This is a genomic window from Bradyrhizobium sp. ISRA430 (assembly GCF_029909975.1).
Classification (GTDB): domain Bacteria; phylum Pseudomonadota; class Alphaproteobacteria; order Rhizobiales; family Xanthobacteraceae; genus Bradyrhizobium.
In genome coordinates this window covers 5,130,236-5,144,968 of the sequence record NZ_CP094516.1, presented here as the reverse complement: position 1 = coordinate 5,144,968, position 14,733 = coordinate 5,130,236, and the positions used below count along the sequence as shown (strand labels likewise).

The window sequence follows — 14,733 nt, the reverse complement described above, 5'->3', positions numbered from 1 at the left end:
CCCCATGGCACAGCTTCGGGCCTGTTCCCAGTTGGAACGTGAGGCGCGTCTGGAATGCCTCGACAAGCTGTCGCGTGCCGTCGCGCCGTCCCGTCGCGAAACGGCGAGAGCGGACAATTGGACGATCAGCGAGACGACGTCTCCCGTCGATTATTCGCCGATCGCCACTGCGACGACATCGCCGCGCGCCGGCTCGGTCGAGCAGTCCATGAAGCTGTCGATTCGGTGTCGCGGCGGGCGGACCGAATTGTCTCTCGCGGGGCCCGGCATTTCAGGCCGGGGCGACGACTATGTGATTTCGTATCGCATCAATGGCGGTCAGCCCGTGCAGGTCGCGGCAACTGTGCCGGCGATCGGCTCCGGCGTCGCAGTCGCAGGCGATGTTGTTCGCTTGTTGCAGTCGCTGCCCGATAACGCCGACCTTGTTGTCCACCTCTCACCCCGTACCGGGGCCGTTCATGACGCAACATTCTCCCTCGCAGGGTTGGACGCGATGCGCGCGAGGATGGCCGCGATCTGCAAATGGCCTCAAGCTGTCGCAAGGCCAAGCAATTGAAAATGGTGTTTGTCGAGTTTTCGAGATGGAGATGCCTGATGTGTCATTTTAAATCTGTTGCTAAATTGATTGCGATTGGTGCCGTCGCCGTGCTGGCTTCCACGTCGTACACGGCGGCCCAGCAAGGTGGAAAATACTGGGTGCCGAACCAACAGTCCGCAACCCACCGGGCGGGCGAGGCTCGGAAACCTGTAAGGCCGCGAGCCACGGCCGAAACACGGAAGCGATCGGCATTTGCGCGCATGCACAATCCGGCGGCGCCGAAGGAGAAGGAGCATCACCTGATCCTGCAGGTGAACACCAATGATCCTGCCGCCATGAATCTCTCGCTCAACAACGCAACGAACGTGGCCGAATACTACAAAGGCCTCGGCGAAAAGGTGAAGATCGAGGTGGTCACGTTCGGCCCGGGCCTGCACATGCTCCGCGAGGATACCTCGCCCGTGAAGGCTCGCATCGAGGAGATGGCCCTCAGCGCGCCCGAAGTATCGTTCAAGGCCTGCGGCAACACCCAGGAGAAGATGCAGAAGGCCGAGAACAAGTCCATACCGATCGTCAAGCAGGCGGAGGTCGTGAAGTCGGGCGTCGTGCGCGTGATGGAACTGCAGGAAAAGGGATGGACCTACGTGAAGCCGTGAGGTGAGCCACGCGGCGTCAATCGCATTGACGTCCCGCACCCGCTACGCCAAGCTCCGGGAAAATCAAGAAACAATCCCGGGGAAACGCCGTGCTCCGCACCGAAGACAACAAGTTCCTGACCGAATCGGGCCCTGGAACGGGCATGGGTGATTTGCTGTGCGATGTCGCAGGCCTCGTCGGCCGGCCACGGATTGCAGCGGCGGAGTAGGGTTTGTCGTCGCGGGGCATCGTCGCAGCCATCGTCGTCCTGCTCGTCGCGCTGACGTTCTTGCCGGCCGACCGTGGCCACGCTGCACCGGCCCGGAAGGTCACGAAAGCCAGAGCCAAGCCGCCGGCGCTGGAGACATGCGAGCCGCGACGGTTCCGGATCATCCTGGATGTCGGACATACGCCCGAATCGTTCGGCGCGACCAGCGCGCGCAACGATACCGAATTCGGCTTCAACCTCCATTTGACCAGGCTGATCGGCGAGAGACTGAAGTCGGATGGCTTTGCCGCGACCCGGATCCTTGTGACGGAGGGCAAGGCGAGAGCGAGCCTGTTCAAGCGGGTCGCTGCGGCCAACCACGCGCATGCCGATCTCGTCCTGTCGATCCATCACGATTCGGTGCCGGACAAGCTGCTGGAGGAGTGGGAGTTCGAAGGTGCCAGGAGCTGGTTCAGCGATCGATTCGGCGGCCATTCCCTGTTCGTGTCGGAGCGCAATCCGAGGTTCGGCGCAAGCCTGGCGTTCGCCCGACTTCTCGGCAAGGAGCTGAAGAGCCGCGGGCTGCAATATGCCAACCAATACACCCTGCCGGTGATGGGACGCTACCGCCGCCAGTTGCTCGACAAGGACGTCGGCGTCTACCGCTATGACGCGCTCATCGTGCTCGCCCAGACCCGAAGCCCCGCGGTGCTGCTCGAGGCCGGCTCCATCATCAACCGCGACGAGGAGATGACGATGAACTCGCCCGAGCGGCAGGAGCTGATCGCGTCGGCTGTGACGGCGGCGATGGAGGAGTATTGCGGGAGGCGGTAGGTGGCTCTGGCGGCTCGACAATCGTCATTGCTTCGCTGCGCTCGCAATGACGACGTGGAGTCATCGCGATCCCGCTCGCCTACAGCGGCGCTCCGCGATACTCCCTGTTCGCAAGACTCGCCTCTTCGAGGTCGAGGTCGCGTTCGATCCGGCGTCGTGTTTCGTCGGTGATCCGGCCGTCGCGCAAGAGGTCGTGGATGAATTTGCGCTCGGCGACGATCAGCTCGCGGGTCAGTGCGGTGCCGGCGGCGGAGACGTCGTGGTGGGCGGGATCAAGCGAGTCCGGAAGCTGGTTGACGCGGATCTCGTGGCGCGCGCGCAGGAGACGCATCACTTCGTCCGACACCTCCTTCTCCGCGGTCAGCACGTCCAGCGATTGCAAGGCGGCGTCGAGCGCCTGGCGCCGCGCGGCAATCTCGGCCTCGTGCTCGGCGATATGCTCGCTGCGGCCGGCATCGGCGACGCCGAGCCATCGCACCATCGCAGGAAGGCCGAGGCCGAAGCCGACCAGCGTGATGAAGATGACGCCGAAGGCAACGAACAGGATCAAGTCGCGAAACGGGAAGGCTTCGCCGTTCGGCAGCGTGAATGGGAGCGCCAGCGCGGCGGCGAGCGATACCGCACCGCGCACGCCGATGAAGGCGAGGGTGGACACCCATTGCCAGGGCGGCGACGGGTCGCGCGCGCGCAGCGACGGGCTGAGCATCCGCGGCAGATAGGTCGCGGGATAGAGCCAGGCAAAGCGCGCGATGACGACGATCGCCACGACCACGGCGGTCGCGATCATGATGTCGTCGAGCGGGAACGCCCTCGACTTCTCGTACAGCGCGCGCATCTGGAAGCCGGTGAGCAGGAACAGAAGGCCCTCGATCAGGTAGATCACGAGGTCCCAGAAGAAGATGCCCTGCAGGCGTGTCGCCGAGGAGATCAGCAGCGGGCCGTTCCAGCTTACATAGAGTCCGCAGGCCACTGTGGCGATCACGCCGGAGCCGCCGACATGCTCGGGCAGCCAGTAGGCGACGTAGGGCGTGATCAGCGACAGCGTGAGCTCGACCTGCGGATCGTGAGCCCATTTGCGGGCGCGCAAGGAGAGCCAGCCGACGCCGATGCCGAAGGCGATCTCGCCGGCGACGATGAGAAAAAACTCGCCCGCCGCCACCGGCAGCGATAGATGCCCGACCATGATCGCGGCGAGCGCAAAGCGGTAGAGGATCAGGGCGGTGGCGTCGTTGGCGAGCCCTTCGCCCTCGAGAACGACCAGGATCCGGCGCGGCAAATTGAGCCGTCGCGCGATCGCGAGCGGCGCCACCACGTCGGGCGGCGCGACGATGGCTCCGAGCAGGAATCCGATGGTCCAGGGCAGGCCGATCAGATAGTGCGTGGCGGTCGCGACCATTGCCGCGGTGAAGATCACTGCGCCGACCGCGAGCAGCACGATCGGACGCAGATTGTTTTTGAACTCGCGCCAGCTCATCGCGACGCTGGCCGAATAGATCAGCGGCGGCAGCACCATCAGCAGCACCAGTTCCGGCGGCAGCTCCACCGGCGGCATGCCGGGCACGAAGGCGAGGCCGACGCCGGCCAGCATCAGGAGAATGGCGGGCGCGACATTGAAGCGACGTGCGGCGAGCGCGGTGCCCGCCAGCACGGCGAGCAGGATGAGAAAGGTCTGAAACTGCGCTTCGATCATGGCCTGTCTTCGCCGGAAGCGGCCACAAGGTCAATGCGGCGGGTCAGGCCAGCCGTTCGACGACCGTCCGTCCGATGCGCGCGAATAGCGCCTCGATTTGCGCCGCGGTCGGCGTGCCGCCCTGGGTATAGGCCGCGATCAGGATCGGCTTGTCGGGCTTCGGCCATGCCACCGCGATGTCGCCCGAGGCGTCCTTGCCGTTATTCCCGGTCTTGTCGCCGATTTTCCAGCCTGCGGGCAGCCCGCCGCGCAACCGGTTGGCGCCGGTCTTGCAATTCACCATCCAGTCGGTGAGCTGGCTGCGCGATGCCGGGGAGAGGCTTTCGCCCAGCACCAGCCGGCGCAGGTTGCCCGCCATCGCGGCAGGCGTCGTGGTGTTGCGGGGATCGCCGGGCGGGGAGCGGTTGAGCTCGGGCTCGTTGTGGTCAAGCCGCGAGGTGGCATCGCCGAGCGAGCGCCAGAACGCAGTCAGGGCGGCGGGGCCGCCGACCCTCGCCAGCAGCAGATTGGCGCAGGTGTTGTCGCTGAGCTCGACGATCGCCTTGCACATGTCGGCGACCGACATCGCGCCGGCTGAGAGATTTTGCCTGGCGACCGGGGCGTATTCCAACAGGTCGGCCTGGCCGTAGGGGATCATGGCGCTGAGCTGCTCCTCGCCGCGATCGACCCGCGCCAGCACGCAGGCCGCGAGCGAAGCCTTGAAGGTCGAACACATGACGAAGCGCTCGTCGGCGCGCCAGGCGAGTTTTGCGCCGGTGGTGAGGTTTTCCGCATAGACGCCGATCCGCCCGCCGCTCTCACGTTCATAGCCGATGAACTCAGGCGGCGCCTCTGCGGCAAGCGCGGGGCCGGCGGCCATCCAGCACAGGGAGGCCAGCACGGAACGACGATCGAGAGGCATGGGAAGTCCTTTTGCGGCGAGACCGGGCGTGCCTGATGGATTTCCTCGACGAATCTATGACAAAGCGTCAGGCAGTGAGAAAGATCGACTAAAGCGCGATGGGATGAATCGTCATCGCGCTTTAGGTTGTTGTTTAATCATGATCTTTTCGGAAAACCGCTTCGCACTTTTCCGGATCATGCTTTCAGGCGCCGATCCGGCGCAAGGCCTCGGCCACCGTCACGATCGGCATGCCGCGCGTCTGCGCCGCCTTCAACGCGTGGCGCAGCAGCGCCGGCGTGCAGCCATAGGAGCTCGGCTGATCGACGACGTCATGGCCGTAGAAGATCAGCCAGCCGCCGCTGTCGATCGCCTGGTCGAGATAGCGGTCGATGCCATCAGTGTCGATCTCGCAATCGACCAGGGGCGAGGCTCGCAGGAACTGCAGGTCGATCACGTCGCGGTTGACGCCGGGAAGAATGCCGCGTGCGGAGCGGAAGTTCTTCGCAAGCTGCGACTTGCGCCAGATCGAGGCGATCCCGTACGGATAGGCGAAGTTCTCCAGCTTGATCGAAGGATCGACGTCCATGAAGTAGCGGCGGTTCTGCTCGATCTCGCGCGCCATGGCGCCCTCGTCGAGGTCGATCGCGCACAGGTGTGAGAAGGTATGGCAGGCGATCTCATGGCCGGTCTGGTGCAGTCGTACGATGGCCTCCTTCGACAGCGCGTGCCAGTGGTCCGAGGGCCGGTCGATGAGGCTGCCGGCGAGGTAGAACGTGCCGCGCCCGCCATGATCTTCCAGGAGTGATGCGCCGAGGCTAGCTGCGCTGTCGGGCGCGTCATCGAAGGTGAAGCTGACCATCGGAGCGTGGGCCGTCAGCCGATGCGGCGCCGTGCGAAAATGCCGGGCCAGCCGATTGCTCACGCGTCCGTTGACTGCCGACCACACGACTGCTTTCCCTGTTTGCCCCGACCTTGCCGACTGAACCATCCGTTCATCGTCCGAGGCAAGCTTAACGCCTGATTAGTCCTAACGTAAAACTCGCGGTCTTCTAGCGCGCCAGCAGTGCGGCTTCCGTGCCTGCGGCAAGATAGCTCAGCCAATTCCGGAACAAGGCCGCCGCCGCGCTTCCGGCCGCGATATCAGTGCGCAAAGTCAGCGCGGGCAGCTCGGCCGCCAGCGCCGGATGGCACTGCTGTCGTGCCCTCTTCTCGAACCGCGCTAGCCTCTCCTCGGTCGCTGCGTCGAAATAACTCACCGGCACAGCCGGATAGTTGTCGCGCTCGCGCGCGAGATAGCGGCCGATGTCGCGCAAATATTCGCGTTGGAGCGACAGCGCATCATATTCGGGATGACCCTGGAAGAACACGAAACGGCTGGCATATTGCCGGACGAAGATGTCGACGCCGGCCTCGCGCGAGTGCGTCAGCACCTGATAGCCGGCCTGAGTAAGATCGCTCCCGGCGACTTCGTTGAGACGCGAATGCGAAACTTTGAGCGACGCGGGCGCTGCCCCCGTCAGCGGATCGCTGGTGACCGCTTCGCAGTCGAAGATGCCGTGACACTTGGCCGGCAGGCGCCGCCGCCCGATCCGATCGAGGTGGAGCACTGCCGCATGCGCGGCCAGGCACGACCAGATCGTCGAGCGGGTATTGACCTTGGCCCAGTCGATCAGCTCGGTGAGATCGCGCCAGTACGGCTCCTGGTCGAGTTCGGGTGCGACCGGCTCGGCGCCGGTCACGATCAGCCCGTCGAACCTGCGGCGCTTGAGATCGGCGAGATCCGAATACTCGCTCTCGACATGCCACTTCGCTTCGGGTGAGCGCTTCACCGACGGCAGCGAGAAGCAGTGGAAGCGGATGCGGCGCGCGCCGGCTGCAGCCTGGAGCAGCTTCATGAATTGCCGCTCGGTCGCTTTCAGCGCCGGGTCGGGCATGTTGTTGATCAGTCCGATCGTGAGCTCGGCGCCGCCGCGGCCGTGCGCGATATCCTCCTGCGCCGGCACTAGCGCCGGGCTCGGCACACCCTGATCCCTTTCGATCAAGATGCTCATCGGCGCCGTCGCCTACTCCGCGGCCTGAAGGCGCACCGACGCGCAGGCCTTTTCCAGCGCCTGGTCGATGTCCTCGATGATATCGGCGGCATGCTCGATGCCGATCGAGAGGCGGATCGTCTCCGGCAGTACGCCCGCCGTGCGCTGCTGCTCGGCCGACATCTGCCGGTGCGTAGTCGAGGCCGGATGGCAGGCGAGCGACTTGGCATCGCCGATATTGACGAGGCGCGTGATCAGCTTCAGCGCATCATAGAAAGCCTTGCCGGCTTCCATGCCGCCCTTGATACCGAAGGTGAACAGCGAGGAGGCGTTGCCGTTCAGATATTTTTGCACCAGCGGGTAATAGGGGCTATCGGGGAAACCCGCGTAGTTGACCCAGGCGACGCGCGGGTCCGCACGCAAGAATTCCGCAACCTTGCGAGCGTTCTCGACGTGGCGTTCCATGCGCAGCGCCACCGTCTCGATGCCCTGGAGCAGCAGGAACGCGTTGAATGGCGACAGCACCGCGCCCATGGTGCGCTGATAGACGCTGCGCGCGCGCTCGATATAGGCGGTCCGGCCGAACCGCTCGGCATAGACGAGGCCGTGATAGGAAGCGTCCGGCTTGTTGTAGGCCGGGAAGCGGTCGGCGTGCTTGGCCCACGGGAAATTTCCGGAATCGACGATGGCGCCGCCGAGCGTCGTGCCATGGCCGCCCAAAAACTTGGTCAGCGAATGCACGGCGATGTCGGCGCCGTAGTCGAACGGCTTGAGCAGGATCGGGGTCGCAACCGTATTGTCGACGATCAGTGGCACGCCATGCGCATGCGCGATTCTGGCGAGCGCCTCGATGTCGCAGACATTGCCGGCAGGATTGCCGATCGTTTCGGCGAACACCGCGCGGGTATTCTCGTCGATCAGCTTTGCAATGGCCTCCGGCTTGTCGCTCTCGGCGAAGCGGCCCGTAATGCCCTGACGCGGCAGGATGTGGGAGAGCAGCGTGTGGGTGGTGCCGTAGAGCTGTGGCACGGAGACGATGTTGCCACCGTGATCGGCGACGTTGACGAAAGCGAAATGCAAGGCGGCCTGGCCGGTCGCGACCGCGAGCGCACCGACGCCGCCTTCGAGTTGGCTGATGCGTTTCTCGAGCACCGCGCTGGTCGGATTGGCGATGCGGCTGTAGCGAAAGCCTTCAGCCTCGAGATTGAAGAGCGCTGCGCCGTGATCGGCGCTGTCGAAGGCGTAGGCTGCGGTTTGATAGATCGGCACGGCGACTGCGTGCGTGGTGGCTTCGGGTTCGTAGCCGGCGTGAATAGCGATCGTCTCGTTGCGCATCGTCCACCTCCGAGTGGGGCGGGCCGCACTTATTGGCCTGAGTGAGGGATGTGCGTTGTCCGCCGTCCTCGTGTTAGAGGCGGGTGGTAAAGCGGACAATAATTCGCCTAGAGATCGAGGAAGTAACCCTAACGGTTGCTGCCGAATTGGCGAAAATTTGAGTCGAATTTGTAAGCGTTGCTCGTGATGGTTATCGCTTAGGCGGTGTTTCTTCCCTTCTCCCCTTGTGGGAGAAGGTGGCGGCGAAGCGCCGGATGAGGGGTCTGTCTCCGCAGAGTAACCTCTATCGAATTTGCGGAGAGATACCCCTCACCCGGCTTCGCTTCGCGAAGCCACCCTCTCCCACAAGGGGAGAGGGTAAGAAGCACCTCACCCGCCAACCGCGCGCCGCACCTGCTCGCCGATCTGCGACAGCACGAGCTGCGCCTGCGGCAGGATCGCGCCCATGGCGTGGAAATTGTGAACCATGCCGTCGTGGCAGACATGCTCGACCGTGACGCCCGCGGCGAGCAGCTTGTGCGCATAGGCATTGCCTTCGTCGCGCATCGGATCGAACTCGGCGGTGTGGATGATCGCTGGAGCAAGGCCGACGAGCCGCGTTGCGCGTAGCGGCGAGATGCGGGGATCGGCGGTGTTGATGCCGTCCGGCAGATAGTCGGCGAGGTCGGCTTCGATCGTGACGCGGTCGATCAGGTGCCCTTCGGCAAACGCCTCGCGCGAAGGTGACGTCTCTTCGAAATCCAGCACAGGGCAGATCAGGCATTGCGCGATGATCGAGAGGCCGGCGTTCTGCAGCGCCTCCTGGCAGACGATCGCCGCGAGCGTGGCGCCGGCGGAATCGCCGCCGACCACGAGCCGCTCGGCGTCGATGCCGAGCGACGACGCCTCTCGCGCGACCCATTCGGTCGAGGCGATGGCGTCGTCGACGGCGGCGGGGAATTGATGTTCGGGTGCGAGCCGGTAATCGACCGAGACCAGCCGGCAGCCGGTCGCATGCGCAAGCGCCGCGGCAATGCGGTCGTGTGTCGAAATGCTGCCGGCGACCAACCCGCCGCCGTGGAAGAACACAAACCCCGGCGCGCGCTCGCCCGCGTTCGCGGGCGTGTAGAGCCGATAGGGGAGGTTGCCGCCCGGACCGGGGAGTACCCCGTCGGACGTCGTCACATCCGGCGCCTCGGCGCGCGCGAACTGCATCAGCTTCGCCAGCGACTGTCGCCGCGCCTCGACGCTCGGCCGGCTCCGCGCCTGCGGCGCGGCCGCGGCCATCATGGTCAACAAACGCTTCGCGAGCGGATCGAGCGGCATGGGGCACCGGTTAACGACAGTCGACGTGCAGATAATACTGCGAAATCGTGCAATCGCCCACGTCTCTTCCTTCCCCCTCGTGGAAGATGCACAGTAGCTCCCCGCAGGAAATCGTTTAGGAATCGGGCACCATAGTCGTGGCATAATGCGGCATCACGCCAAGGGGAGGCCGGTCATGGCCGAGATCAAGAAGCCCATCGAGTATTCTCCGAGCTGGACCTTCTTCGAAGGCAAATGGCACGACGGCAACGTGCCGATGATGGGGCCGCGCACGCATGCGGCCTGGCTCGGCTCGGTCGTGTTCGACGGCGCGCGCGTTCGAGGGCGTTGCGCCCGATCTCGACCGCCACGTCGCCCGTGCCAATCAATCTGCGATCAATTTCGGCCTGAAGCCGATGGTCGATACCGACACCTGGCTCGCGCTCGCGCGCGATGGGCTGGCGCGCTTTGCGCCGAATGCGGAGCTCTACATCCGCCCGATGTATTGGGCGCAGAACGGTTCCGGCGGTGGGGTCTTGTTCGATCCCGAGACCACCAACTGGTGCCTGTGCATCTACGAGGCGCCGATGCCGAAACCCGTCGGCAACGCCATCACGCTGTCGCCGTTCCGCAGACCCACCGCGGAATGTGCCCCGGTCGAGGCGAAGGCCGCCTGTCTCTATCCGAACAATTCGCGGGCACTGGCGGAAGCCGCCTCGCGCGGCTTCCAGAACGCGCTGATGCTCGACATGCTCGGCAACGTCGCCGAGTTCGGCAATTCCAACGTGTTCATGGCCAAGGACGGCGTGGTCTATACGCCGGTGCCGAACGGCACGTTCCTGAATGGCATCACGCGCCAGCGCGTCATCGGCCTGCTGCGCGCCGACGGCGTCACGGTGGTCGAGAAGACGCTGCGCTATTCCGACTTCGTCACCGCCGACGAGATCTTCTCCACCGGCAATTTCGCCAAGGTCGCCCCGGTCATCCGCATCGATGATCGTGAGCTGAAGCCGGGCCCATTCTACACCAAAGCGCGCAAGCTCTATTGGGACTTTGCGCACGCGGTGAAGCTGGCAGCATAGGCTGGTCTGCACACGCTCCGTCATTGCGAGCGCAGCGAAGCAATCCAGAGTCTTTCCGCGGGGGCAGCCTTGATTGCTTCGCTGCGCTCGCAATGACGAGGTTGGGGCATATACGTACCGATCTCTGCACTGTCATCGCCTGACTTGATCGGGCGATCCAGTATTCCAGAGACGTTCGTCGTCCATTGAGAAGCCGCGGCGTACTGGATGCCCCGCCTTCGCGGGCATGACATGCGTCTTTAACTGCGCCGCCTGAACCGGCTGAACTGGAACGCCTGCGTCGAATTCCACGGCGTATGGTGGATCTCGCGCCGGGTCTCGACGAGTTCGAATTCCGGCCCGAGCTCTGCCGAGAGGCTCGCGCTGTCGTGCCGCTGCACGGGCAGGCCGCTGCATTTCTCCGGACCGTCGGGCGCAAAGGTGGCGATGATGACTTGGCCGCCGGGCGCCACGGCCGCGCGCAAGCGTTCGACATAGGCCGCCCTGTCCACCGGATCGGTCAGGAAGTGAAATGCCGCGCGATCATGCCAGACGTCGCACGTCTTCGCCGGCTGCCAAGTCGTCACGTCCACGACGATCCAGTCGACAGCTCCAGCGCCGGTGCCGATTCGTCGCTTGGCCGCGTCGAGCGCATTGGCCGAGAGATCCAACACCGCCAGGTTGCGATATCCCTCGCGCAGGAGGCAGTCGGCCAGTCGCGATGCACCACCGCCGATATCGATGATGGCGGCGTCTCGAGCCGGATTTGCTGCCCGGATCATCTCGAGCGAGATCTCCGGGCAATCCTGGAACCAGCTCACCTCGGTCTCGCCCTTGGTGGCGTAGACGTTCTCCCAATGCATGCTGCGGTCAGACATGGCGTGCGCTCCGGCTTTGGTAGAGCTTACCACGTCGTCCGCATTCTTGTCCGTAAGCCGCATGCGCAGGTGTCATCGCCCGGCTTGACCGGGCGATCCAGCATTCCAGAGACAGCGACGAATACGGAAAAGCCGCGGCGTACTGGATGCCCCGGTCAAGCCGGGCATGACAGGCGCGTATTGCCCATCCCGTGTTGGCTACGCCCTCTCACGGCCCGTACAGCACGAGCTCGGTGTCCGTGAGGTCGGCGAGGTTCGGCCGGTGCGGGCCCTTGAAATATTTGCGGCCGCGCCGCTCGGTGTAGATGCCGACCAGGCCCGGGATCGGGCCGTTGGCATCGACGATCACCGAGATCTTGCCGAGCCGGAGCAACAGCCGGCCGATGCGGCCGGCACAGGCAACGTATTCCGCGGCGCTCCTGCAGTAGATCAGCCGCATTGCCGGCGGCGCGATGAAGCCGCGGCGGATCCGCACCGATTGCAGGACGAACGGAAACGCGCCCTGCGGCGTGCGACAGACCACGCTGAGACAATTGTAGCGCGCATGCCGTCTCAACAGTTCAGTCTCGGCTTCGGAGAGCCCGTCGATCTGCTTGACGTGCTGCGAGATCACCTCGATCTTGCTCCAGCGCGGCGCGCGCGTCAGCGCCGGCACCGAGAAGAACATGCCGCTGGAATAGGCACGAAAGCCCTGCGTCTCGACGATCGGCCAGGTCCACGCCGCCGGGCTGATGTTGAGATAGGTCACGTCCTTGTGCCGCTGCGCGATCTTGGTCAGCAGCGGCGCGTAGTTGCGATACGCCGGGTCGACATACCAGCTCGACAGGTTGCACTGGATCGCGGTCGCTTCGCCGTTCTTCCGCGTCGTGTAGATCAGCAGCAGCACCCCGACGGGGGTGCCGTCATCGTCGAGCATGTAGCCGAAACGCGGATAGCCTTCCGGTACGGGGCGGAAGGCTTGCCGTCGCAGGCCCTGGATCCAATAGTTGCGCGAGCGGCCGACGAAGCCGCGCGTCAGCAGGTCCGCGATCGCCTCGACGTCGGACTCAGCGATCTCGCGGCATCGGACCTTGGTGTGGATCACGCTCGTCTTGCCCGTGGAAATGGTCGGCCTCGTTGCTTTAGCGCCAGCCCTCGCCATGGGCATCGGCCGGAACGTGCGGCTGCATGCCCAGGATATCCCGCACCTTGGCGGGCCAGGCGGAGAGATCGGTGCCGTGGGTGTGGAACATGGCGACGGCGAGCCGGTCCATGCCGAAGGCGACGCAGCCGGTGTGAGCGGGCTCGCCATTGGCATCCCGGATGCCCCAGGTCGTGCCGAAATGCTCGCGATGATAGTTGAAGCTCATGCAGGCGGTTGGCTGCTCTTCCGAACGCAGCGGAATCAGGAGCTCGAACTTGAGCTGCTGCTGCTTCTGGCTCACCGCCTTCATCTGGCCGACGCGGCCGAAGAAGGGATCGCTGGCATAGTCGACGCGGAAGGTCAGGCCGAGGTCGCGGGCGATCGCCTGCGCCCGCACCATCCAGCGCTCGCGGAAGTCGGCGACGTCATTGGGCGTGCCGATGCAGACATATTCACGCATGCGGAACGATTGCAGCCGGTCGAGATGGCGCGACGGCTCGCGGCGGAAGCAGTCGGCGGCAACGTCGAAGCGCAGGCCGCCCTTCGGGAGCTGCCCCCGGCTCGCCGCGATCGGATAGACGGGATAGCAGGCGGCGGGCGACAGCACGAGATCGGCCGGGGATAGCGAGGTGGTCCAGTCGCCGCCGGCGTCGAACCGGCTTACCGCAGCGTTGATCTCGCGTTCGGTGCCGTGCAGGCCGCAGACGCAGCCGAGCAGGTTCGGAAAGCTCTTGAGGTAGCCGGACTTCTCGAGCTGGGCGCGGCTCATCACCGGGGGAAAGCGCATCACCTCCGTGCCTGCTTCGCGGTGCCGAGTTATCAGCGCGGCGAGCCGCTCTACGACATCCTCATAGAGCGCGGTACGGGCGTAGACGCCGTCCGAGCCCATGCGATGGAACAGGACATCAGCGAGATGATCGAGCGGATCGGCAAGTTGCGGCGCGGTCTCGGGCGCGTTGGGGAGAACGGCAATGTTCATGTTTGCGATTCCTGCTATCTGCAATTGTTCTTGTCAGTCGCGAAGGCTCATCGGCACGCCGCTCATCAGCGTCGCCGTCGCAGCGTTTGCGAGGATGCGGTCGTTGTTGATCATGATCGGCGACGACAGCACGTCGCGCAGATGGCGGCCCATGGTGAATTCGCCATCGTTGCGATAGCCCGACAGCCCGGTCGTGCGCATCGCGTGCATCACGGTCTCGACCGCGAGCTCGGAGGCCTGGACCTTCAGGAGCGTGATCGACGACTGGAAATCGAGCGAGCCGAGGGCGCGCTCGTCATGCTCGGCGCGCGCGAAAGCATCGACATTGGCGGCGATCAGCGCGCGCAGCTTGGCGAGCGACATTTTCGCGGCGGTGAAGTGCGCCGCCGCCGGCGGCATCTGCCCGCCCGCGCCGCGTGCCGCCTTGCGGATGAATGCCTGCGCGCGCGTCACGGCCGCGGCGGCAATGCCGGCCCAGGCCGACGACCAGCACAGATGCGCGAACGGGGTCATGGTCTGGGCGTGGATCTTGTCATAGGACTCGGGGAAGACGCGATCGGCGGGGCAGTCCACCTTCAGCTCGAAGCCGGTCGAGCAGGTGCCGCGCATGCCGAGTGTTTCCCAGCCCAGCGTCCGCTTCAGCGAATAGTCGTCCTTGGCGAGCGCCAGCAGCACCTGGTCGGATGCGACGGCCTCGGTGGCGCGGCGGGCAATGGTAACGAGGCCGTCGGCCTCGGCGCCGTAGGAGATCACGGTGGCGTCACGCACGAGCGTAACGGTGTCGCCGGCATTGTCGACCGCGGCTGCGCTGGCGCGGATGTTGCCGCCGTTCTGACCTTCCGTGGTGGAGGAGGCGAGCAGCCACTGGTCGCGGGCGACGCGGCGCATCATGGTCTCCATCCAGGGGATGCCGTGGCCGTGCCTGATGACGCAGGCGACCTTGGTCTGATGCATCGCGTAGATCATCGCGGTCGAGGCGCAGGCGCGCCCGAGCGTGTAGCAGATGTCGGTGACGTCGTAGATCGAAGCACCGAGCCCGCCGAATTCGACCGGGATCATGACGCCGAGCAGCTTCTGCTCGCGTGCCATTTCGAACGCCTTGTGAGGGAAGCGGGCGTCGCGATCGACGCCCTCGGCATCGGCGGCGGCCACCGCGGCGGTCTTGGCCGCGCGTTCGACCAGCGAGGGACCTTGTTCGAGAAAGCTCGCTTGCGCCTCGCCGACAGGCTGAAGGACCGCTTCACGCACGTTCAT

The 14,733-nt window shown here is 65.0% G+C and carries 13 protein-coding genes and 1 pseudogene; 4 read left to right on the top strand and 10 right to left on the bottom strand.

Annotated elements, in window-relative coordinates:
• The first annotated feature begins 4 nt into the window (after window positions 1–4).
• From MTX21_RS24410 to MTX21_RS24400, 3 genes are all read left to right on the top strand, one after another.
• On the top strand, window positions 5–556 hold the full coding sequence (locus tag MTX21_RS24410) for a hypothetical protein (protein WP_280967224.1): 552 nt from the start codon (window positions 5–7) through the stop codon (window positions 554–556).
• 38 nt (window positions 557–594) lie between these two features.
• Window positions 595–1,194 carry a DsrE family protein gene (locus MTX21_RS24405; RefSeq protein ID WP_280967223.1) on the top strand — a complete coding sequence of 200 codons (600 nt, stop codon included), beginning with the start codon at window positions 595–597 and terminating at the stop codon, window positions 1,192–1,194.
• Window positions 1,195–1,406: 212 nt separating this feature from the next.
• Window positions 1,407–2,216 (top strand): N-acetylmuramoyl-L-alanine amidase, encoded by an 810-nt coding sequence (locus MTX21_RS24400; RefSeq protein WP_280967222.1) that lies wholly within the window; start codon window positions 1,407–1,409, stop codon window positions 2,214–2,216.
• Between the two features lie 79 nt (window positions 2,217–2,295).
• Here the strand turns inward: MTX21_RS24400 and MTX21_RS24395 are convergent, their stop codons facing one another.
• The 6 genes from MTX21_RS24395 to MTX21_RS24370 all read right to left on the bottom strand — a co-directional run bounded on the left by MTX21_RS24395 (window position 2,296) and on the right by MTX21_RS24370 (window position 9,459).
• A complete protein-coding gene (locus MTX21_RS24395) occupies window positions 2,296–3,903 on the bottom strand; it encodes a Na+/H+ antiporter (protein WP_280971151.1) in 1,608 nt (535 codons plus the stop codon).
• A gap of 46 nt (window positions 3,904–3,949) precedes the next feature.
• Window positions 3,950–4,807, bottom strand: coding sequence for a class A beta-lactamase (gene bla, locus MTX21_RS24390; protein WP_280967221.1), 858 nt, complete (start codon window positions 4,805–4,807; stop codon window positions 3,950–3,952).
• Between the two features lie 184 nt (window positions 4,808–4,991).
• Window positions 4,992–5,735: a polysaccharide deacetylase family protein gene (locus tag MTX21_RS24385; RefSeq protein ID WP_280967220.1), complete on the bottom strand. Its 744-nt coding sequence runs from the start codon at window positions 5,733–5,735 to the stop codon at window positions 4,992–4,994.
• Between the two features lie 103 nt (window positions 5,736–5,838).
• Window positions 5,839–6,840: a homoserine O-succinyltransferase gene (locus MTX21_RS24380; RefSeq protein WP_280967219.1), complete on the bottom strand. Its 1,002-nt coding sequence runs from the start codon at window positions 6,838–6,840 to the stop codon at window positions 5,839–5,841.
• 12 nt (window positions 6,841–6,852) lie between these two features.
• Window positions 6,853–8,154 (bottom strand): O-acetylhomoserine aminocarboxypropyltransferase/cysteine synthase family protein, encoded by a 1,302-nt coding sequence (locus MTX21_RS24375; RefSeq protein ID WP_280967218.1) that lies wholly within the window; start codon window positions 8,152–8,154, stop codon window positions 6,853–6,855.
• Between the two features lie 369 nt (window positions 8,155–8,523).
• A complete protein-coding gene (locus tag MTX21_RS24370) occupies window positions 8,524–9,459 on the bottom strand; it encodes an alpha/beta hydrolase (protein WP_280967217.1) in 936 nt (311 codons plus the stop codon).
• A 175-nt stretch (window positions 9,460–9,634) separates the two neighbouring features.
• On the opposite strand from MTX21_RS24370, the pseudogene MTX21_RS24365 reads away from it, so the two are divergent.
• A pseudogene (locus MTX21_RS24365) lies at window positions 9,635–10,520 on the top strand (branched-chain amino acid aminotransferase).
• Window positions 10,521–10,759: 239 nt separating this feature from the next.
• Here the strand turns inward: MTX21_RS24365 and MTX21_RS24360 are convergent.
• From MTX21_RS24360 to MTX21_RS24345, 4 genes are all read right to left on the bottom strand, one after another.
• Window positions 10,760–11,377: a class I SAM-dependent methyltransferase gene (locus MTX21_RS24360; protein WP_280967216.1), complete on the bottom strand. Its 618-nt coding sequence runs from the start codon at window positions 11,375–11,377 to the stop codon at window positions 10,760–10,762.
• Window positions 11,378–11,585: 208 nt separating this feature from the next.
• Window positions 11,586–12,461 carry an acyl-CoA acyltransferase gene (locus MTX21_RS24355; RefSeq protein WP_280967215.1) on the bottom strand — a complete coding sequence of 292 codons (876 nt, stop codon included), beginning with the start codon at window positions 12,459–12,461 and terminating at the stop codon, window positions 11,586–11,588.
• A 37-nt stretch (window positions 12,462–12,498) separates the two neighbouring features.
• Window positions 12,499–13,479 carry an amino acid--[acyl-carrier-protein] ligase gene (locus MTX21_RS24350; protein WP_280967214.1) on the bottom strand — a complete coding sequence of 327 codons (981 nt, stop codon included), beginning with the start codon at window positions 13,477–13,479 and terminating at the stop codon, window positions 12,499–12,501.
• Window positions 13,480–13,512: 33 nt separating this feature from the next.
• A complete protein-coding gene (locus MTX21_RS24345) occupies window positions 13,513–14,733 on the bottom strand; it encodes an acyl-CoA dehydrogenase family protein (RefSeq protein ID WP_280967213.1) in 1,221 nt (406 codons plus the stop codon).

Excerpts from the sequence above, each read along its gene's own strand:
- MTX21_RS24370 (WP_280967217.1), bottom strand. The coding sequence starts at position 9,459 with ATGCCGCTCGATCCGCTCGCGAAGCGTTTGTTGACCATGATGGCCGCG.
- MTX21_RS24345 (WP_280967213.1), bottom strand. The coding sequence starts at position 14,733 with ATGAACGTGCGTGAAGCGGTCCTTCAGCCTGTCGGCGAGGCGCAAGCG.
- MTX21_RS24380 (WP_280967219.1), bottom strand. The coding sequence starts at position 6,840 with ATGAGCATCTTGATCGAAAGGGATCAGGGTGTGCCGAGCCCGGCGCTA.
- MTX21_RS24350 (WP_280967214.1), bottom strand. The coding sequence starts at position 13,479 with ATGAACATTGCCGTTCTCCCCAACGCGCCCGAGACCGCGCCGCAACTT.
- MTX21_RS24360 (WP_280967216.1), bottom strand. The coding sequence starts at position 11,377 with ATGTCTGACCGCAGCATGCATTGGGAGAACGTCTACGCCACCAAGGGC.
- bla (WP_280967221.1), bottom strand. The coding sequence starts at position 4,807 with ATGCCTCTCGATCGTCGTTCCGTGCTGGCCTCCCTGTGCTGGATGGCC.
- MTX21_RS24410 (WP_280967224.1), top strand. The coding sequence starts at position 5 with ATGGCACAGCTTCGGGCCTGTTCCCAGTTGGAACGTGAGGCGCGTCTG.
- MTX21_RS24405 (WP_280967223.1), top strand. The coding sequence starts at position 595 with ATGTGTCATTTTAAATCTGTTGCTAAATTGATTGCGATTGGTGCCGTC.
- MTX21_RS24375 (WP_280967218.1), bottom strand. The coding sequence starts at position 8,154 with ATGCGCAACGAGACGATCGCTATTCACGCCGGCTACGAACCCGAAGCC.